15 protein-coding genes are annotated in these 19,325 nt (G+C 60.1%); 7 read left to right on the plus strand and 8 right to left on the minus strand.

All coding sequences use genetic code 11. The features are described 5' to 3' along the window. From KJA79_RS20310 to KJA79_RS20325, 4 genes are all read right to left on the minus strand, one after another. Window positions 1–522, minus strand: coding sequence for a phage tail protein (locus tag KJA79_RS20310; RefSeq protein WP_213043923.1), 522 nt, complete (start codon window positions 520–522; stop codon window positions 1–3). 224 nt (window positions 523–746) lie between these two features. Next, window positions 747–2,348 carry a phage tail sheath family protein gene (locus KJA79_RS20315; RefSeq protein ID WP_213043924.1) on the minus strand — a complete coding sequence of 534 codons (1,602 nt, stop codon included), beginning with the start codon at window positions 2,346–2,348 and terminating at the stop codon, window positions 747–749. 25 nt (window positions 2,349–2,373) lie between these two features. Beyond that, window positions 2,374–2,643, minus strand: a complete 270-nt coding sequence (locus tag KJA79_RS20320) for a hypothetical protein (RefSeq protein WP_213043925.1) — start codon at window positions 2,641–2,643, stop codon at window positions 2,374–2,376. Between the two features lie 227 nt (window positions 2,644–2,870). Beyond that, on the minus strand, window positions 2,871–4,322 hold the full coding sequence (locus tag KJA79_RS20325; protein WP_213043926.1) for a sigma-54 interaction domain-containing protein: 1,452 nt from the start codon (window positions 4,320–4,322) through the stop codon (window positions 2,871–2,873). Between the two features lie 426 nt (window positions 4,323–4,748). On the opposite strand from KJA79_RS20325, the gene KJA79_RS20330 reads away from it, so the two are divergent. The 7 genes from KJA79_RS20330 to KJA79_RS20360 all read left to right on the plus strand — a co-directional run bounded on the left by KJA79_RS20330 (window position 4,749) and on the right by KJA79_RS20360 (window position 14,162). Beyond that, complete coding sequence (locus KJA79_RS20330; RefSeq protein WP_213043927.1) at window positions 4,749–5,609, plus strand: 5'-nucleotidase, lipoprotein e(P4) family; 861 nt, start codon at window positions 4,749–4,751, stop codon at window positions 5,607–5,609. Between the two features lie 197 nt (window positions 5,610–5,806). Further along, window positions 5,807–6,439 (plus strand): DUF4412 domain-containing protein, encoded by a 633-nt coding sequence (locus KJA79_RS20335; RefSeq protein WP_213043928.1) that lies wholly within the window; start codon window positions 5,807–5,809, stop codon window positions 6,437–6,439. A 10-nt stretch (window positions 6,440–6,449) separates the two neighbouring features. After that, on the plus strand, window positions 6,450–7,358 hold the full coding sequence (locus KJA79_RS20340; RefSeq protein WP_213043929.1) for a hypothetical protein: 909 nt from the start codon (window positions 6,450–6,452) through the stop codon (window positions 7,356–7,358). A gap of 377 nt (window positions 7,359–7,735) precedes the next feature. Beyond that, window positions 7,736–11,188: a CHAT domain-containing protein gene (locus tag KJA79_RS20345; protein ID WP_213043930.1), complete on the plus strand. Its 3,453-nt coding sequence runs from the start codon at window positions 7,736–7,738 to the stop codon at window positions 11,186–11,188. A 214-nt stretch (window positions 11,189–11,402) separates the two neighbouring features. Beyond that, on the plus strand, window positions 11,403–12,227 hold the full coding sequence (locus KJA79_RS20350; protein ID WP_213043931.1) for a hypothetical protein: 825 nt from the start codon (window positions 11,403–11,405) through the stop codon (window positions 12,225–12,227). Window positions 12,228–12,400: 173 nt separating this feature from the next. Beyond that, window positions 12,401–13,624: a tetratricopeptide repeat protein gene (locus KJA79_RS20355; protein ID WP_246507831.1), complete on the plus strand. Its 1,224-nt coding sequence runs from the start codon at window positions 12,401–12,403 to the stop codon at window positions 13,622–13,624. A 64-nt stretch (window positions 13,625–13,688) separates the two neighbouring features. Continuing rightward, the gene (locus KJA79_RS20360) at window positions 13,689–14,162 is read left to right on the plus strand and encodes a DUF2846 domain-containing protein (protein ID WP_213043933.1); all 474 of its coding nucleotides are present in this window, start codon (window positions 13,689–13,691) and stop codon (window positions 14,160–14,162) included. A 194-nt stretch (window positions 14,163–14,356) separates the two neighbouring features. On the opposite strand, the gene KJA79_RS20365 is transcribed toward KJA79_RS20360, so the two are convergent. From KJA79_RS20365 to KJA79_RS20380, 4 genes are all read right to left on the minus strand, one after another. Continuing rightward, complete coding sequence (locus KJA79_RS20365; RefSeq protein WP_213043934.1) at window positions 14,357–15,193, minus strand: nucleotidyltransferase family protein; 837 nt, start codon at window positions 15,191–15,193, stop codon at window positions 14,357–14,359. A gap of 72 nt (window positions 15,194–15,265) precedes the next feature. After that, entirely contained in the window at window positions 15,266–16,456 is a 1,191-nt protein-coding gene (locus KJA79_RS20370; protein ID WP_213043935.1) for an SAM-dependent methyltransferase, read from the minus strand. Between the two features lie 38 nt (window positions 16,457–16,494). After that, a complete protein-coding gene (locus KJA79_RS20375; protein WP_213043936.1) occupies window positions 16,495–17,859 on the minus strand; it encodes a glutamate-5-semialdehyde dehydrogenase in 1,365 nt (454 codons plus the stop codon). 186 nt (window positions 17,860–18,045) lie between these two features. Next, window positions 18,046–19,317: an NTP/NDP exchange transporter gene (locus KJA79_RS20380; RefSeq protein ID WP_213043937.1), complete on the minus strand. Its 1,272-nt coding sequence runs from the start codon at window positions 19,315–19,317 to the stop codon at window positions 18,046–18,048. Between the last annotated feature and the right edge of the window lie 8 nt (window positions 19,318–19,325).

The following is a 19,325-nucleotide window of genomic DNA, read 5'->3' on the forward strand; positions in this document are numbered from 1 at the left end:
TCACGGCTCCGTAAAGGTCGGCTCAGACGGTTCCGTTACCTCGTAATCCCTCTCCCAGCCCTCGTTTTCGAGCTTGAGCGTCTGGATCGCCACCGCATTGGCATTGGCATCCAGGTCCGGCTGAGCCTGGTATTCAGACACCCAACAGCGAAACACCTTGTAGGCGATCGCCAGTTGTCCGGCCTCGTTGTACAACTCGATGATGATGTCCTTCCGGAAATCCTTCAGCGACACTTCCGCCCCCAAGCCGGAGCCGAAATTCCAGACCTTGTTCGCCCACTGCTCGAAGGCCGTGTCGTGCGTGACGCCCCGTTCGAGCGTAATGGCTTCGAACTTGGTGCGGCCGGGAGACTTACGGCTGGTGCTGGGGTCGCCGCCCTCGCGATGCTCGACGACTTCGGTCGAACGCTTCAGAGACCCGACCTTGCTGACGCCGGCCACATAGCGCCCGTCCCATTTGACCCGAAACTTGAAATTCTTATAGGGATCGAATCGATGCGTGTTCACGGTGAACTGAGCCATGTGTTCCTCCTGTTAGCAGGATACTGAAAAAAAATTGCCACCTCTGTTTCCGCATCGCACAGAGGCTCGACGCACGGGGATAGTACGCCTCGCCCCTGCGCTCGCTGCGGCCGCGGCGGACGGCCTTTTTGAGCATCCGGCGAGTGGTGATACAATCGTTTCCCTATCCACTCATACATTTCATACATTCATCTGGCCCCGACGCGCGGCTGTTTCACCAGCCGCTAGGTCGCAATCTGGCCGGCCATCTGCTGGAGCTTGATAATGACGAACTCCGCAGGCTTGAGCGGGGCGAACCCGACGACGATATTGACGATGCCGAGGTTGATGTCGTTCTGCGTCGTGGTCTCTTTGTCACACTTCACGAAGTAGGCATCCTTCGGGGTCGTCCCCTGAAACGCACCCTGCCGAAACAGATTGTGCATGAAGGCGCCGAGGTTCAGCCTGATCTGCGCCCACAGGGGCTCGTCGTTCGGCTCGAATACCACCCACTGCGTGCCGCGATAGAGACTTTCTTCGAGAAAGAGCGCCAGGCGTCGGACGGGTACGTATTTGTATTCGTCAGCCGCCGCATCGGCGCCTCGCATGGTCCGCGAGCCCCATACAACCCGCCCGTGCACCGGAAACGTGCGCAGACAGTTGATCCCCAAAGGATTGAGCAGCCCGTTTTCGGCATCCGTCATGTCGAGTTGCAGTCCGGCCACACCGTTCAAGGCGGCCTCCAACCCGGCGGGGGCTTTCCAGACCCCGCGCTGGGTGTCGGTGCGTGCCATGATGCCGGCAATGACGCCGCACGGCACGAAGGTTTCCACCTGACCGCCCAACTGGGGGTCCGCCTGTTTGATGCGAGGGAAATAGACCGCCGCGTTCCGCGCCATGTCTCCATTCAAGTTCATGCTCGCAACCCCGGCTGCGGCCGTGCTCACCGACCACCCGACCTTGGGATCGACCAGCAACATGGCGCGCCGTTTCACGCAGTAGCTCAGCGCCTCCTGATACACGGCGTCGGGAACATCACCGCCTCGGGCATCGGACAGGATACAGAGGAGGTTGAAAAGGTCGACCTTCTCCAATTGGTAGAGCCCCGTCTTGGACGCGAGGCTGCCGTTGTAGGCCGTGGCATCGAGCACCGCACTGTCGACCGCCACGTCGGCGGGAGCCGCATTTTTTGCGGGCGTGGACTTCGTACCGGCCGTCCAGACATCGGCATCCGCCAGAGTGCCTGCATGCGCAGTGGGAGATGTATTGGAAGGAAGGCTCGACGTCATACGCACGAGGGTCGACTCGGCGGCCAACACGCGATCGGCACGCCGCGCACTCTCCTTCGTGGTGAGGTTCAGGAACGTTTCCGTGACGCCTGTGCTCCCGTCACGCACCGTCAGGTCGAAGAGGTCGGCCGGTTGTACGCCAAGCCGCGTCGCCACCGCAATCAGGTTCGGGTCCGTCACCGCCTTCTTGTCCACGCGAGCTCTCACCTGCATGCCCCAGGCGCCTTCCGACGCGGCCTGCAAGGTCAGGTTGGGAACTTCGTACGTCGCTTTGCTGGCGCTTCCCACGGTGGCTTTGTAGAGCCGCACGATCACGGCCTGACTGCCGCCGTTGAGAAAAAAATCCCGGACGGCGTAGCTCAGCGTCATATCGCGATGCAGCCCGCCGAAGATCCGCTCAAAGTCCGCGAAGCTCGTGATCGTCACGGGACGATCGACCGGACCGCGGACGGCCTTTCCTACAAACGCCGTGATCGACGTGGCGACTCCGGTGATGGTGCGCACCCCGCTCGGCAATTCCTCGATGTACACACCCGGATAGGTTGGTTGCACTGGCATACTCATCCTCCTCGGCTGAAGTAATTCACGTTCCCTGTCGATCGTTCGCTAAAAATGCCTGGATCTCCTGGACACGCGCATGATTGAGACTGTAGATCGCCTGACTCGCAGTATCCCGTTTCACAATCCATCCTTGCGCCACCAGCGCCTCCAAGGCCTGATCCGCGATGCGCTCGTCCGGACACGGTTTCGCAATCCACCAATTGATCACGCCCTCCCGGGTGTCTTTCGCCCCCGGATGGCGGACCAGATAGTCGAGAATACTGTGCCTGACCCCCGCATCCTGCGATTCCATCCAGCCCGCCCCCCGGAGAGGCTCTGCATCACAATGTTGCCGTGAGGCAAAGCAAGAGGAATGCCATTAGGGAGATACCCGTTCCGTTGGTTTTACTGAGGGGCTATGACAGGGGCAGGCACTGGCGCGGCGTTTCTGCCGCAGCGCATCGGCGCGGACTCGGCTCAGACTCTGCGCATTATCATGACGATGGAAGGTGCGGCACAACGACCGCGGCACTGAGGCGGTTAGGCGTGCCCATCGAGTGGGTGAAGAGGCGTCGGATAGTCTCCCGGTGGCCCCGCCTCATCGCGCTGAAAGGATTCCCGATCGATCCCATACTTCCGGAGCAACCGCTGAAAACTCCGCCGCTCCTTCCCCGCTGCCTTGGCCGCGTGTGTGACATTTCCGCGGAAGGTCACCAGGGTTTTCACCAGATACGCTCGTTCGACATCCATGGTCGCGGAGGTCTTCACGGCGCGGAGCGATCCGTTGAGCGGTTGACTCTTGGAACTCTCCACGGAACATTCAATATCCTGAGCCTGGATGACCGCAGCCCCACACAAGACGACGGCTCGCTGGAGGGTGCTTTCCAATTCCCGCACATTTCCCGGCCAGCTGTACGCCAACAGTTTTTCCATCGCCTGGTCGGACAGTTCGCGGGGTCCCTGTCCGTCGGGGCGTCGAAGGCGCTGCAGAAACCGATTGGCCAGCAGCGGAATATCTTCGGGACGTTCGCGCAACGGCGGCACCAGCAGCGAGAGGACGTTGAGCCGGTGGAACAGATCCTCGCGAAATCGCCGCTCGATCACCGCCTGCCGGAGGTCATGATTGGATGCCGCAATGATCCGCACATTCGCCAACCTGGTGCGCGAACAGCCTAACGGTCGATACTCGCGATACTGCACGAACCGGAGCAATTTCGCCTGCGCAGAGGGATTCAGTGCATCGACCTCATCGAGAAACAATGTCCCGCCTTCAGCCTCAAGCACCAATCCGCCTTGCTCATGCGCCGCACTCGTGTACGCACCTTTGGCATGACCGAACAATTCATTCTCGAACAACTGATCCGGCAGGGCTGCGCAATTGATCGGAATGAACGCACGATCCTTGCGCGGGCTCGAATAATGAATCGCGCGGGCAAACACCTCCTTGCCCGTTCCCGTTTCGCCCTGCAGCAACACAGTCGCATCCACTCCGGCAAAGAGAGGCACCTTCTCCACCTGAGCCTGAAAGATCGCGCTCTCGCCCAGCAGTGAATCCACCCGCACCGGCCGCGTGAGGTCCGGCTCACGTCTCGTCACCTGAGACTCCTGTGCCAAAATGCGACGCACGCGCAGCGCCAACTCGCGATGACGTAACGGACTCACGACAAAGTCGCGCAGAATCGGCAGAATTTTTTCCAGCACTCCATTGTCGTGCCCAGGTTGTTCACCAAGTATCCCCAGGATAGGCACAGTCGGCCAACGCCGGCTCACATCGGTGAGGCATGATTCAAGCGATCCAAGCGGGAACGTCTGCTGGAGCAACACAAGGTGCGGGGGCTGTGGCGAAACGAAGGGGGCCTGTGTCGTTCGATCGAGGACAAACTGTTCACCCGGTAGCCCGCGCTCTAACTGATCAAGGATCTGAGCGTGAGGCACAACGGAAAGACCCGGTTCGTCCGGTGATATCAAGAGGATTCTGATGACTTCCTTCATCCGGCTCACCTCTCCACACTGGGAACTTGTGTCTGATCAGTTAAGACACTGTCGGCGAGATCAACGCACCTTTCCGGGCAAATGCACCATTCATACCATCACGTACTCATCATCGTTTCGAATCTGCATCCCCTGTGATGCGACAAGACCATGTCCTGTTCCGGAAGTGGATGCGCGCACATCTTCCTTCGGACTGACCGACGATCACCTCAACAGATAGAGATTCGAACCGCGAGCTCTGTACATGATCCGATACAGTACGCGAGACAATTGGATACAGTGTACGTGACGTGTATCTTGCCTGACGGCTCTTATACCATAGAGCCCGGGGCTCGACTACCGCTCATCCTCATAGACCCGTGCCGAGTGAACAGATAGAATGCGCGGCCGAGAACCAGACAGACCTGTGGCCTTAACCGACTACGTATGACTACAACTCCTTGGCATTTCCGACAGACCGATCGGATGTTCACGCACCTGTGCTGGGTTGTGCTGGTACTGATGACCGGCACGGGATGCGCAAGTCACCGGGATACCCATGAGCTCCTAGACAGTCTGCTCTGGGTGCGGACATCCGCCGAGTATCACGTACTCTCCTCGACCACCTACCGCCAGGCCGGTGAGGCGCTGGATCGCGCGTTGCGGGAGCGAACCTGGAGCGCGATGCCGGAGGACACCGGCGACATCGCGAACTGGCCGCCGGCCGTTATCCTAGACCTGGACGAAACGGTGCTGGACAACAGTGCCTTCGAGGGGTGGCTGGTGACACAGCGCGCCACGTTCAGCCCGTCGGCATGGGACGACTGGGTGCGTGAGGCCGATGCGCCAGCCGTCCCGGGCGCGCTGGACTTCATCGCGCAGGCCCACAGCAAGGGCGTCGCGATCCTGTTCATCACCAATCGGCATGCCGGCCAGGAGTCCTCAACCAGACTCAACCTCGAGAAACTCGGTGTCCCTCTTCCCAATGACTTCGACACGGTACTGTCGGAAGGCGAGCCACCGTTCAACTGGCCGGCGGACAAGTCGAGCCGAAGACAGTACCTCGCGAACCGATTTCGCATCCTGCTGCTGATCGGGGATGATCTGGGAGATTTTGTCTCTGGCGCAGGTGACACTCCTGAACAACGCGTCCGTCTGGCCCGCGAGCACAGCGAACGCTGGGGCACTACGTGGTTTCTCCTTCCCAATCCGATGTACGGGTCCTGGGAACGCGCGCTTGTCTCACCGTCTCTATCCGACGACGACCGCCTGAAGGCCAAACGCGCAAGGGCCGGAGCGCGCCGTTGATGCGGGAGAAGACACCTCACTGACGATTCACCGCCCGACGGGAATCTTCCCAACCGTTCCCCGCCCGTAACACGAATTGACAGGCTGTCACACCTGGCGTACCCTTCTCTTCACTTCACCATCCATGAAGATGGTGCTCGCCTATGCGACAGGCGACATCACAGGTTCCACAACCATACCGCAAGGAGAGGCATTCCATGCTCACCAGACTATTGGTCACTCTCGTCGTGAGTGCCGCGACACTGTTCCCCCTAAGCCCAGCCCTCGCAACGGAACGTGTGAATGTCGAATACTCTGCCGACCAGATCATTGAATCCGAAGAGGGCGCGATGAGAACCCGCATCTACTCTACCCCCACGAAGGAGCGCCGGGAGATGACCCAGGGTGGTGCGTCCATGTTCACCATCATTCGCCACGACAAGAACCTGAACTGGACGCTCATGCCGGAAGAGAAGATGTACATGGAGGCCTCCGGAAATCCCGCATCGAGTGGGACCTCCGACCTCTCCAATTACCAGGTTGAGCAGACGGCACTGGGAGAGGAGTCGCTGAATGGAGTCGTGATGCACAAGAGCAAGATCATCATGACCGGCAAGGACGGGACCAAAATGGGTGGCTTCATGTGGACCACGAAGGAAGGCATTCTTGCCAAAATCGACGCGATCGCCATTGAGAAGGGGCAGAAGTCCCGTTTCAAGATGGAGCAGACCAATATCCAGATCGGGAAACAACCGGCCGAGTTGTTCGAAATCCCCAAAGGCTTCGAGAAGTTGGACATGAGCGGCATGGGCATGGGGATGGACATGCTCAAAGGCATGATGGGTCGTTGAGGAGGCCGTGGTGACGCGACTGCATGCCCTCAATCTCGTGCTCGCCGGCAGCCTTGGACTGTGGAGCGCGCCGGCCTGGGCGGATTCCCTCTGTGCCGACAAGGCTCTGCAAGTCGCGGCGGACGCGCAACTGAAGAAAGCGGAAGAATTGGAACGGGCCAGGAAACCACGCGAGGCCTTCGCAGCCGCCGCCAAGGCCGACAGTGAATGCGTGAGCGACTACCCACGCCGCGAAGCCCTGACATTACGAACCGCCAAGGCCGTCGGGATGGAGGAAGAACGACGGGGCAACCTGAAGGACGCGTTCGACTGGTACCTTCGCGCGCACAGCCCCGCCGAGGCGGGTCGCATGCAACGCAAGCTGGTTGAACAACACCCGGACGACATCAACACGGTGAGCCACGCCATCGACTACTTTGCGCACGAAAACGACCAGGCCCAGGAATCCGCGATGCGAGCCCATGCCCTCAAGAACCTCGACAAGGCGCTGGCGGAAGAGGAGAAACGGTTTGCCTCGATCGGCCGGAATTCTCTTCAGGAGCTGGGGCGCGCACGAGACTGGGCGTACTATGCCAAAGCCGGCGAGGATCGGATTCGCGCACGAGCGGCGAAACGAGCAGAGACGCTTGCCGCCGAGGACGGTCGGAAATTTCTCGAGCTCGCCATCTCCTACTATGAGCAAGCCGACAGGCATGAGGGTGTGAAACAGGTCCGTGAAAAGGCGCTGTCCCTGGCGAAACGCCACGAAGCCAAGGGAGAAGGAGAGGTTGCCGCAGACTATTACGCCATCGCCGGCGAGCACGCCAAAGCGGAAGCCGTCCAAAAACACACGGAGCAGCGACACGAACAGGCTGAGGAAGGGCGCAAGAAAACCTTTAAGAAAGAACAGGCCGACCTGGAAAAGGCTCTCGGCTTTTGACTGACTCATTCGCCACTCCGGCACGCTCCCTGCCAGCCCCCCGTTTGGTTCCTTGATCGCGGCTCATGACACCGTGCGTAGTTTCGAGTGCACCCTGCAACCACTCTCTCCAATGCCATTGCCCAACCGACCTGCTCCTTGGCCACTGATACGTTCAGGGCTCACCAGCGATTGAACATCCCGCTTGCCTCATGCTTTCGGTTGTGGGATAAGCGCGACACAACATCGTCGTCACGCCTGTAGGGTCGGATCTTCACCACTCGGCGACGGTAACGCACGGTGTGCTACAGGATCTGAAATCAGTCAATGGCATTTCGCTTCATGAATCGACACGAGAATACACATCTTCACGAACGTAGGGGGAGTAGGAACAGCACATGGGACACACACAATCCGGAAAGGTGAGCTGGGCGACATCGGAGGGCTGGGAGGTTCGTGCAACTGGCGCCGTGCGCGGAGGTCGGCGGGCAACCGCGGAAGCACCCGATCCATTTCTGAAGAATCTCACCGCGACCAAACGCTGGCAGATCGAACAGACGCTCACCGCCACGCCGAAAGTCCGACGAGGCGAAGCCGCTGCCGCGCCCCTCACACTCGACGTAGAAGGTGGCCCCGACGACATCTACATGGTGATGACGCGTTATGCCTCCGGCGCCGTTCGGTTTCACATGCCCAGCGAGCCGGCTCGCCGGGGACGACGCAGAGGGGCACGAACCCTCTACCGGTTTTCGATTCCCATCCCCGCCGCTCCCGTTGCTGAGCCCGGTGGACGCAGAGGGTTCATCAGCGCCACCATCAAAGCAGTTGTGCTGAAAGTCGCCGGGAAAATAGCCGACTATGCGCTCGCCAAGCTGGCCCTGCTCTGGGAAACCGCGACCTGGAAGTTGAAAGGCCGACGAGAAGGATGGCTCACGGTCACCGCGGAGGGCCTCAGCAGCAACGCAGCGCTACCTGCCGCCGACTTCCGGACCCTCAGCACCACCGGTCGTAATCTCCTATTCCTGCACGGCACCTTCTCCAGTACGACCGCCGATTTCAAAGGATTGGCCAAGACACCTGGCGGCAACGGCAAGACCCTGTTCGAGGAACTGAAGGAGGTCTACGAAAACCGGATCTATGGGTTCGATCACTTCACCCTCAGTCGCACGCCGGAAGAAAACGTCCGCATGCTGCTCGAAGCCTTGCCCGATCGCCGCACCACCTTCGACGTGATCACCCATTCGCGCGGCGGGCTCGTCCTTCGACATCTCGTCGAACGCCGCGACCGCTTCGGATCGCTGGCCGATCGATTCGCCGTCGGCCGCGCCGTGCTGGTGGCGAGCCCGAACGGCGGAACCCCCCTCGCCTCGCCGGACCACGTTACCCAGTACACGAACTGGCTATCTAACGTGATGGAGTTGTTCCCGGATAATCCGTTTACCACCGGTGTGGAGTTTGTGAGCGAAGCCCTGTCGTGGATTGCCCGTCGCCTGGTCGGCAGCCTCCCGGGCCTCGCCTCGATGGATAACAATGGCGACATCATTCAGGCCTTGCAGGCTGCGCCAGATCCTCCGAGTGAGGCCTACTCGGCCCTTGTCGCGAATTTCGAGCCGGACGGCGCCTTACTGCAACGAATCATCGACGCAGGGGCAGACCTCTTCTTCCCGACCGCGAACGACCTCGTTGTCCCGACCGAAGGCGGCTGGCGTGTGGATCCGCAAACGGGAGCCGCCGCTATCCCGGGGACCCGTGTCGGCTGTTTTGGGCTCGGCGGCAATCTGCCGCAACTGAATCCCGTGAACCATGTGAATTTCTTCGATGACCCCGGCACAGTGGATTTTCTCGTTCGCGCGTTACGCGGACAGGCACAGCCCATCACGCCGATCGATATCGCGCAGGACCTGCCATCGGGTAGGCGTCGCGGCGCCGCCCGCATGCAACCACCGGCAGTCGCCGTAGCCTCCGGGAAACGCGGAGAGCCGACAGTACCCAGAGCGACGGTCTCTCCCGTCCGGCAGCAGGCACCGACCGAGATGCCGACAGCCACTCCGGAGCCGGAAGATGTGTTCCATATCGCCTTGATCGCTCCCACGCAGGGTGCGGACGTCGCACAATTGATCGCCACCTTCCGCAATGCGCGGGTCATGGAGTATCTGCGCACCGGAGGGAAAGCCACAGCCGCCTCGACGAAACGTCGCGGCTCCACCACTGCGGCCACAACTCAGTGGGATCTCATCAAGGCCGGACAGGCGCACATCCAAGGGTACATCGACGGCGACCCCGCCTATCCGCAACTACCGAACGAGTCCGCGCTGCAACGCATGGGCGGCGCCCTCTTCGAAGCTCTCTTTCCCGACCAGGTGCGGCGGCTCTATGACGCCGCGCGGTCGGAGCAAGTGAATCGCCGCCTCAACCTGATCTTCACCTCCGACATCGGGTGGATTGCCGACCAGTCGTGGGAATTCATCTACGACCCCGACCGGAGAACGTTCCTGGCGCTCGAAGAAATCAATTTCACCCGTAACGTGCTGACCGCCATTCCAGCCGAACGCATTCCAGCCCGCGAAGGCATGCGTATCCTGGTCGTGGTGGCTCAACCGCTTGGTCTCGGTACGCTGTCGGTGGAGGAAGAGGCCGATGTCATTCAAAGCGGATTCCGCCGACTCCTCGACGCGGGACTGGCCGAGGTTGAACTATTGCTTGACGCCACCCCGGAACTGCTCCACCGCCGCCTGGAAAGCGCTGACGCCCCCTTCGACATTCTACATTTCATCGGCCACGGCGAATACGACGAACAGAGCGACTGCGGTTATCTCATGTTTGAAAACCAGGACGGCGGCGAACAACGGTTGGATTCCTCCACCCTGCGCCAGATCGTCTGCCGTCGAGGCATCAGGCTGGTCTGCTTGAACGCCTGTGAAACCGGCCGGGGCGGCCGCCAGGATTTCAGTCGCGGCGTGGCGCAGGCCCTCATTGCCGGCGGCGTCCCGGCGGTGGTCGCGAACCAGTATCCGGTGCTGGACGTCTCCGCCACGGCCTTCTCCCGTCACTTCTACTGGGCGCTGGCCATGGGACACAGCATCGGCGATGCCGCTCGCGAGGCGCGGGTGTCGGTCAATTACTCCATCTCCGGAGAAGCCATCGATTGGGCGGTACCGGTCGTCTTTGCGCGCAATCCTGCCCAACATCTCTGCCTCCCGAGAACGGCCGCCGACTATGAGCGCACCAGAAGCGCAGCCGTACGCAGCCGGCGACGCGCCGTGGGGGATCGCGTCAGAATCGGAATCTGGAATGCCCATCGCATGATTCCGCATCTTCCGGACATCTGCGAACGCCTCACCCAGGTCCAAACGCGCTACGCCTTCGAAACCGTCTCGTTTCCCGCACCGATCGGGACCTGGCGGCGGGAGCAGGAGAAGGATCAGGCCTTCGTGGTCGCAGAAACGCTCTATGAGCGATTGAAATCGAAACCGAAAGAACTCGCCGTCAACCAGCTCATCTGCATGATCAACTTTCCGATGAAGGATGCGCGGACCAGCTATCTGTACTATTGGCGGCGGGACCCGCTGATCGTGACCTCAACGTTTGAGCTGCTCGAACAACTCAACGAGCGGGAATTCACGGTCGAGCGGATGATGGCGCATCTGGCGGCCGCAGTCGTCGCAGGCATTCCGCCACATCCACGCCGGGTGGGACCTGCCGATTGCCCGCTTTTTTTCAACGAGAAACGGGACATCAAGTCGATCGCCGGGCGGCTCAGGTTTTGTACGAACTGTCGGAAGCAGTTTTCGGATAGGGAGGCGCGTGAACGACTGGCAGCAGCCGAACAGATCCTTGCGGCCTACCCTTGAGCAACGCGCCTGACGAGCCGTGAAACCTTCCCCACGACCTTGGGCACAATCTCCGGCTGTCGATGTTCAGACGCAGTCGCCAAGACAGGCATTGTGCTGCAGCACGAGTCGCCGTTTTGAGCGGCATAACATCGTGCCGGAAGTCACAGGCGCCCCCGATCTCCGGCAGCAATTCTTCGTCATTTCTTTGCTCTACAAGAAGGAGGAATGCCCAATGACCCGACCAACCGCCGCACTGATCGCAGGACTCCTGATTACAGTGACTGCCGCGCTGCTGCTGCCGGTCTCTTCCTCTTGGGCGGGAACGGGCGCCGTTCGACCAGGAAGCGGGTATTCCATCGCTTCCAACCCGTTGGATGATCACAATCCTCAATATACATGGAACGATTCCCGGACCTATGTCATCGCCGGCTGTGTGCCGAAGAATCTGCCCTATCCGGGACTCGTCGGCTCCGTGTGGACGGCCTGCAACGATCTGGACTATGCCAAGGATAAGGTGGTGGAAAGCCCGTTCGTCTCCTGTCTGGAGATGTTTACGGATGGTGTGCTGCACGGGCTCTTTATCGAGGAAGTGAACAACCGCACGTGGGAATCCTTCCGCTTTTCCTGCCGGGAATTGCAAGCAGACGGCACGGTCGGATCTCGTTCAGAGAAGAGCAAGTTTCTGTTCAACTACGAAAAAGACGGCACCCTGTTCGAAACCTCAGCGCCGATGAATCGGCTCGTCATGGGACTGCACGAGGTCTACAACAAGTTGCAGCTTCGAGAGAGCCTCCTCCAGGTAGGCCTCGAACATGCAACGGCGGCCGATATCCACGAAAACGGATCGAAGGGAAAAGATCCGGCCTCCATCCTGGTCAGCCCTAGAGTGCCCGACGCGTTTGGATTAGGGGGGCTGGTGGGCAGTCATGATTGGCAGTGCCCTCCGGGGATGATCGTGACCGGCGCCGCGATCGGCCATGTTCCCGATAAGAAAGAGAAGCATACGCGGCCGGTCTACCTCCTCCTGGAATGCCGGAAGCTCTTTCATGGAGACTGAGCGAGAAGAGGAGCGTCGTTCGCACATCGTGTGAGCGTGGCGAAAGAAAATGCTGTCCCGACTGATTTCTTTTTGAGCACCCATCTCTTTTGCGAGCGAGTCCTGGCACCATTTCATTTTTCGATTAATCCATGACGACAATATCGTTTCGAGATAGGCTGTGTACCGTGACGATGAGGATCAGCACGGTCATGGTGACCGGCATCGCTTTGCTCCTGACGGCTTGTCCACATCCCCACGTATCTTCCCCGCCCTCCTTTCCGCCTTCCTGGGAAACGCTCATTCACAAGGGTGACATCGAACAGGAGCATTGGCGATATGCTGAAGCCGAATACTACTATTCGCAAGCCGTCAAACGCGCTCAGGAGTTCGGAGCCGAGGACGCTCGCTTGGCAAGGTCGCTACGGAGCCTCTCCTCCGTCACCTCAAGAAGGGGCAACTATGCCGCCGCCTGGGCCTATGCCGAGCAGGCACTTGGCATATATCGGCATCTCTTCGGGCCTGAGAGCGGTGAAGTTGGGATGACAGAGTCCATGCTGGGGAACATTGCTGGAGACCATGGATCACTCGGCGAAGCCAAACAACTGTACACGCAATCGCAGAGGCACATTGCTGCAGCATACGGCCCTCAAGACCCTCGCCTAGGCGAGCCGATGATGGGCTTGGCCAGTCTATACCTGATGACTAATCGCGTGGGCGAAGCAGAGAGTCTGGTGCGACAGGTCGTCACACTGTGGGCGAAATCTGAGAGTCCTGATCCATCCAAACTGTGCCTGGCCCTTCGCCATCTCGGCGCCCTCCTACTCACGCAAAATCGACTGGACGAGGCAGAGCCGATCTTGAAACGGTCTTATGAAACCGCGCAGAAGCGACTAGGCGACAATCATCCTCAAACTGCCGCCAGTCTTTCTACCTGGTCGGCCCTTCAGCTTGTTCGTGGGCATCCGGAAGAAGCGGAGCCACTCTACGGCCAAGTCATCCACATGGTGGAGCGAAGCTCCGGGACGTCTCACCCAGAAGTGGCCGTCGCACTGACGAATCATGCAGAGGCGCTGTTCGCCATCAAACACTATGCCCATGCGGAGCAACAGCTCCGCCGAGCCATAGCGATTTATGAGCAGCAGACTGGTCCGAGTTCCACAAAGCTTGCCAATACGCTAGTGTCTCTGGCGGTTGCGGTTTGGAAGCAGGGACGCAGGGACGCGGAGCCTCTGTTCACGCGTGGCCTGACGCTTACAGAAAGCACCTACGGTCCCGATCATCTCGCCCTTGCCAAGGCCCTAGGCCTCTATGCGCAGTTTCTTCGGGATCAAAACCGGAATGCTGAGGCGGATGCCTTTGCGGAGAGAGCCGAGTCCATTCGGGCCAAGAGTACGCCGGGCCATCCCACGTCCTAATGCCGCACCCACAGTCGAGCATCCGATACGCCCGCAGCTCACCCCTTCCAGGAGGAGACACTTCATGCCCCACCGGCTGTTGAGCCTTGGATTGACGCTGTGCTTATTGGGGATGCCGGGATGCTTCTCTCACATCCCCTTTCAAGAGGCTCCTTCTCCCACAGCGGACCAAACCGTGCTCTATATCTATCGACCCGATTCTCCGCCGGCGCTTCGTAAGGCCACCGTGTATATCAATGACCAACAGGTGGGCGACCTCGCCTCGAAAGAATTTACCTGGATCAGCCTTCCAGCAGGCTCATACGTTCTGCACGTGAAATGGTCGCCCGAACTGTTTATCTCGACGGAAAATATCAACGTGCACATCCGTGAGAAGGAAACGGTCTTTGTGAAAATCGAACCGGCCACGGTCGTCTTCCTCGGTGGGAGCGTGGTCAAGGTCCGGCTCACTGGCGGCAACCATCCCGACCAAATCACCCGTGTGTGGCCATTGAATTACGTGAAATCGAACGCACTCACGGTGAAACCGCTCGAATAGTCCGCCGCCCGGCTGGTCGGCGATCACAATGTACTTGGTGCCCGCCGCCATTCATCGATCGGCGTATTCGAGACAGTACCGGCGCTGCCGCAAGGTTTTAGAAGGCACGAGGGTGGGAGATCTGCCTGCACAGCCCCATTGGATGGATGAGGCAAACAACGGCAGACCGTGACGCGAGCACAATCGGCATCAACCTATTTTAGGCTAAACTCCCGCACCGCTTTGGCAAGATCCCCCGGCGTGCCGATATCGATATAGGTATCGTGAGGGAAAATCACGCTGTGCAGAACCAGCCCCGCCTTGAGCGCGGCCTGCAGCACGACGCCCACAGCGAGATCTCCGCCCAGATCATGGGCGGGATTGGCCAATTGCGCCAAATTGCGGCGTGTCTCCTCTGCGCGCAGAAAGTGGTGGAGAAACTGCGAGAAGGTGGGCGTCCAAACCGCGCAGCACCAGCCGTAGATCAACGTCGTCGCTGCCGGTTTCATCACAATATTCCGCACGAGGCCGTCGGCATCGCACTCCACCATGTCCCACACGCGGTGGTCATATACCCGATGCAGGCCTAAGACCACATCCGCGCCGGTTCGCTCCTGCGCTGCGATCAACTGTCGATAGGCATCGTCGGGCCCGAACACAATATCCGGAAAGCCAAACGCCACGCATTTCTGTTCGATAAACGGATAGGCGCGATCGATGGTATCCGGCGGCCCCAGCGATCCGCCGATCACGAGATAGGCCAGCGACAGACCGACCAGGTCGCCCTCTCGAAAATAGTTCGGAATGTCCCATTTGCCGTCTTTGATCACGAAGAAGGCCTTCGTGATTCCGGCGACCCGGAATTTTTCCAGTAAGTAGTGGGCCGCGACTTTCGGACGCGGCAGCCCGGTCTTCTCGTCGAGGGCGAAGCCGACGGGATAGACTTCCTTGCTGCAGGGGAACGGCTGCAGCCGTTTGGCTTGGCCCGCGGCGGGAATCAAGCCGACGACTTCAAGGGCCGTCCGTGAAGGTGGTGTGTTCGTCTGCGTCATCGGGCGGGCATTATCTCCGGTTTCGCCTCACCTGTCCATGCCGCCGCCGGCTTCGCCGACTCCGGTTCCCCATCACGAATTCTCACCTACGATCTCCCGGTAATACTGTTCCAGCATCCCCCGCCGGGCCGCTTCCACGACCACCAACTGACGCTGATCGAAGGTATTGGCGACATACAGGTACATGAGATCTCCGCTCAAGCCCTGTTCAACGTGTAGTTGCCGGCCGTCGGCCTCATCCCTGGTCACTTCACGCACAACCTGCCGCGCCGGCAACTGCGCCCATGCCACCTGAGCCGAGGGCCAATGGTTCTCATACAGCGGAGCCTCGTCAGTGCCGCGGGCCTGCATGATCGCGGAAAGATCCAGTTGAGCTCCTTCATCCGGCTCGGGCTGCTCGTCCCAGAGGAACGACGCCGGACCTCGCGAGAGGATGTACAGGGGACCATCCTCCGTGATCTCTTCCACCGAGGCATAGCGGATCGGTTCCGGCCTGAGTAAGGGAAATAACCCCCGGGCTGCCAGGGCCCGTTGAAACGGGATGCGGCGGGAGAGCAACCGCGCTTTCTCGAACAGGATCGCCCGGCCGCCGGGAGCCAGTGCCACAGACAGCCGATCCAAGCGAGGTCCGATCCCCGTTCGCGCCTCGAATGCCTCTTGTGTGAGCGGATCGCTATCCCGATCGAACGTCGCCCATGACCGGCTCGGCACCCCAAGGTCCCGCTCGGATTGAAACAGCACATGGGTTGCGATGACCGCCGGGTACCGCTCCGGAAGGGCGTCCTTCTCAAGGTCGTAGCATTCGAACCGCACGTTGTCTAATCCCAATTCTTTGGCGCGTCGGCGGGCCTGGTCGATCGAGGCACTCGACCGGTCGATCCCGATGACCCAGCAGGTCGGATGCTGAGCCGCATAGAACGTGGTCAGGATGCCGATACCGCACCCGGCGTCGAGAATCGGCTGGTCCGGATCGAGCACCGCCGAGATTCGAGACCCGACCTCGAGGTAATAATCGTAGCGCTGGCTATAGAGTGCGGGGATGAGGGAAGGTTGGGCCGTCAGATCGTAAAAGGCCTGGTCGGCGGCGCTGCCTCCCTGCCGCCTGGTTTCCACGGCACGGTGGAGTGCGTCTAGGTCATTCCGACTGAACGTGCGTTGTTGCCAGGCGAAGTAGTCGCGGTCGGAGGTGAAGCGGCGGAGGCCCCAGGCCTTGAGGTGTTGCTCCAGCGACGTTCGTATCTCGTCATTCGAGTCGCCAGGCACAAAGTCCTCTTCCCGAAAAACGCGTCACGATTCGCGCCTTACGGCCGTTTCAGCATGATGGCATCTTCGTAGGCCAGGGGCACCGGATGCGGATGCCGCAGTTGCCCGCTGCCGAATACCACATATTTCTCGCAGGTGAGTTGGTTGAGACCGATCGGTCCGCGCGCATGATGGCGGGCGGAACTGAGTCCGATATCCGCGCCGAACCCCAGGCTGTCGCCGGCATTCAGCCGCGAGGACGCATTGACCAGGACGGAACCCGCATCGACCTCCCGGGTAAAGCGCATCGCGGACTCGTACGATTTGGTGACAATGACACAGGTATGACTGGGACCATGTTGGGCGATGTGCGCGAGGGCATCGTCGAACCCTGGCACCATCTTGATGGCCATGCTTGGTCCCTGAAACTGTTTGCGCCAGTCGCTCTCCTGTGCCGGCTTGACCGCCTTATGCCCGGTCATCAACATCTGCCCCATGAGGGACACCGTTTTCGGACAGCCGTAGATATCGATCTTGAACTCGTCCAACAACCGAAGAATCAAGGCCGACAACAGCGGACGGGCGATCCCCTGATGGACCAGCAGTGTATCCAGCGAGTTGGGCGCCGAGGGATTTTGCACCTTCGAATTGACGACGATATTTTGCGCCAGAGGGATTTCGACATCATCGTCGATGTAGACGTGGGTGATCCCGCCGTCGTGACAGAGAATCGGCACCCTCGCCTGTTCCTGCACAACCTTGCGCAACCCGGCGCCGCCGCGCGGAATAATTGCATCCAACGCCTTGCCGGACTTGATCAACTCAAGCGCCGCTTCCTTCTCCGGTCGATCGATGATGGTGCAGGCACCCCGGGGAATCCCCGCCTCCGTCATGGCTGTGGTCAGCGCGGCGGCGATGATCTCCTGCGTGTGCGTCCAATCCGGCGACCCGCGGAACACACAGACATTGCCCGACTTCAAACAGAGTGCTATCGCCTCGATGGTTTCCAATGGAGACAATTCGGAAATGACGCCGATGAGCCCGATCGGCACGCGCACCCGACCGACCTGCAATCCATTCGGTTCGTCGTGGCGCCCCAAGACCTCACCGAGCGGGTCCGGCAAGTCGGCGATGCGATGCAATCGATCCACCAACGCCTTCACGTCGTCGGCCGCCATGCGAATTCTCGCCACGGCGTCACGCACCCGTTCCCGGTTCTCGTATCCCGTCATGGACTTGCCCACCGCGTCCACATCCGTCTCATTCGCGGCAAGGATCGCTTCTTCCTTCTCCGCAATCGCCGCCGCCATGGCACGCAAGGCTGTCTCTCGGACCGGCCCTGTCAGCAACGACGTCGGACGGACCGCCTCACGAGCCGTCTTTAATACTTTATCAAGGTAAAGTTTAACTGGAACTTCAACCATTGTGACCCCAAGGTGGTGAGACAGGTACGGTGACAATCCGGTGTGTATTCATAGAGTAGGGAAATCAGCACATCACCGGCATCACGGCAACACATTACGTTTCGCGCCGGACTATACCATGCGATTTTTTTGCGAGTCAAAGCGTGTCCGGCCACGGAATTGAGATCGAGCCATCAGGTCGCCGGCTTACCCCGAGCCGCTCTGCTTGCGTTGCTGTGCGGCCAACCATCGGCCAAGCCAGGCCCATAAGCCCATGAGCGGCACCAGTCCCCAGGCAATCTGCGCGGTCGTCACGCCAAGCGCCTTCACGCCAGACACCAGCCACCCCGTTGAGGCATCCCCGGCGCGCGAGATCGCCGTATCGATGAAATTCTTCGCTTTGTATTTCTCCTCACGACTGACCACCGTGAACAGGACTTCGCGCGCCGGTTTGGACAGCGCATATTCCCCCACCCGGCGCAGCACGGAAAAGACGACATACAGCACCAGCCCAGGCCACAAGGCGATGCCCAAGAACCCCAGCAGACTGACTGCCGGTAGAAAGAGCAGCGCCACGACCAATCCGAACCGGGACACCACACGGTTCGTGATGAAGAGCTGAGTCAGCCATGTGAGGAGATTGGTCGTGAAATCCAGCATCGAGAAAAACCGCGTTCTGGCTTCCGGCTGATTGAAATGCTCGGCCACCAGACGCACCTGCTCGAAGTAGAGGAAGGTTGCGGTCATCGTCAAGCAGGTGAGATAGCCGCAGATCCCGAGCAGATAGGGCGAAGACCAGACGAGGCGCACACCGGCCAAAAACCCACCTCCCAGCGGTTCGCCGCTGCTCTCGCGATGGAAGGCGGATCGGCTCCGACTCCACACCTCCAGCTTATAGATACAGAAGATACAGGCCGCCAGAAACAGGGCCGAGGCGAGCATAAGCACAGGAACGGGAAAGATATAGGTCAGTCCGGTGGTGATGAGAGGACCGAACAGGGCCCCCGTACTGCCACCGGCCGCAATGACCCCGAAAAGTCGGGCGCCCTGGGCCGGCGTGAAGAGATCGGCCATGAAACTCCAAAACACCGACACCACGAACAGATTGAAGACCGACAGCCACACAAAGAATCCGCGGGCGATCCATTCCATAAACCGGCCGCCCGTCATCAACAGGTACAGCACCAGCAGGTTGGCAATGAAGAAGAGGTAGACGGCGAGCAACAACCGGTAGCGAGAATACCGCGCGGACAACCAACCAAAGAGAGGCGTGACGGCCAGCAGGGTGAGGAACGTGCCCGTCATCATCCAGGGCAAATGCTGCACGCCCCCTTGGATCGCCATTTCATCGCGTACGGGACGAAGAATGTAGTAGCCGCAGAGCAGGCAGAAAAAATATCCGAAGGACCAGGCCAACGGCCATAATTCCTGCGGCTCCGCCTGCACGAACCGGATCACTGATCGACGCCATCTCTCCATAGGGCTCA

The sequence above is a fragment of the Nitrospira defluvii genome, assembly GCF_905220995.1.
GTDB classification, from domain to species: Bacteria; Nitrospirota; Nitrospiria; order Nitrospirales; family Nitrospiraceae; genus Nitrospira_A; species Nitrospira_A defluvii_C.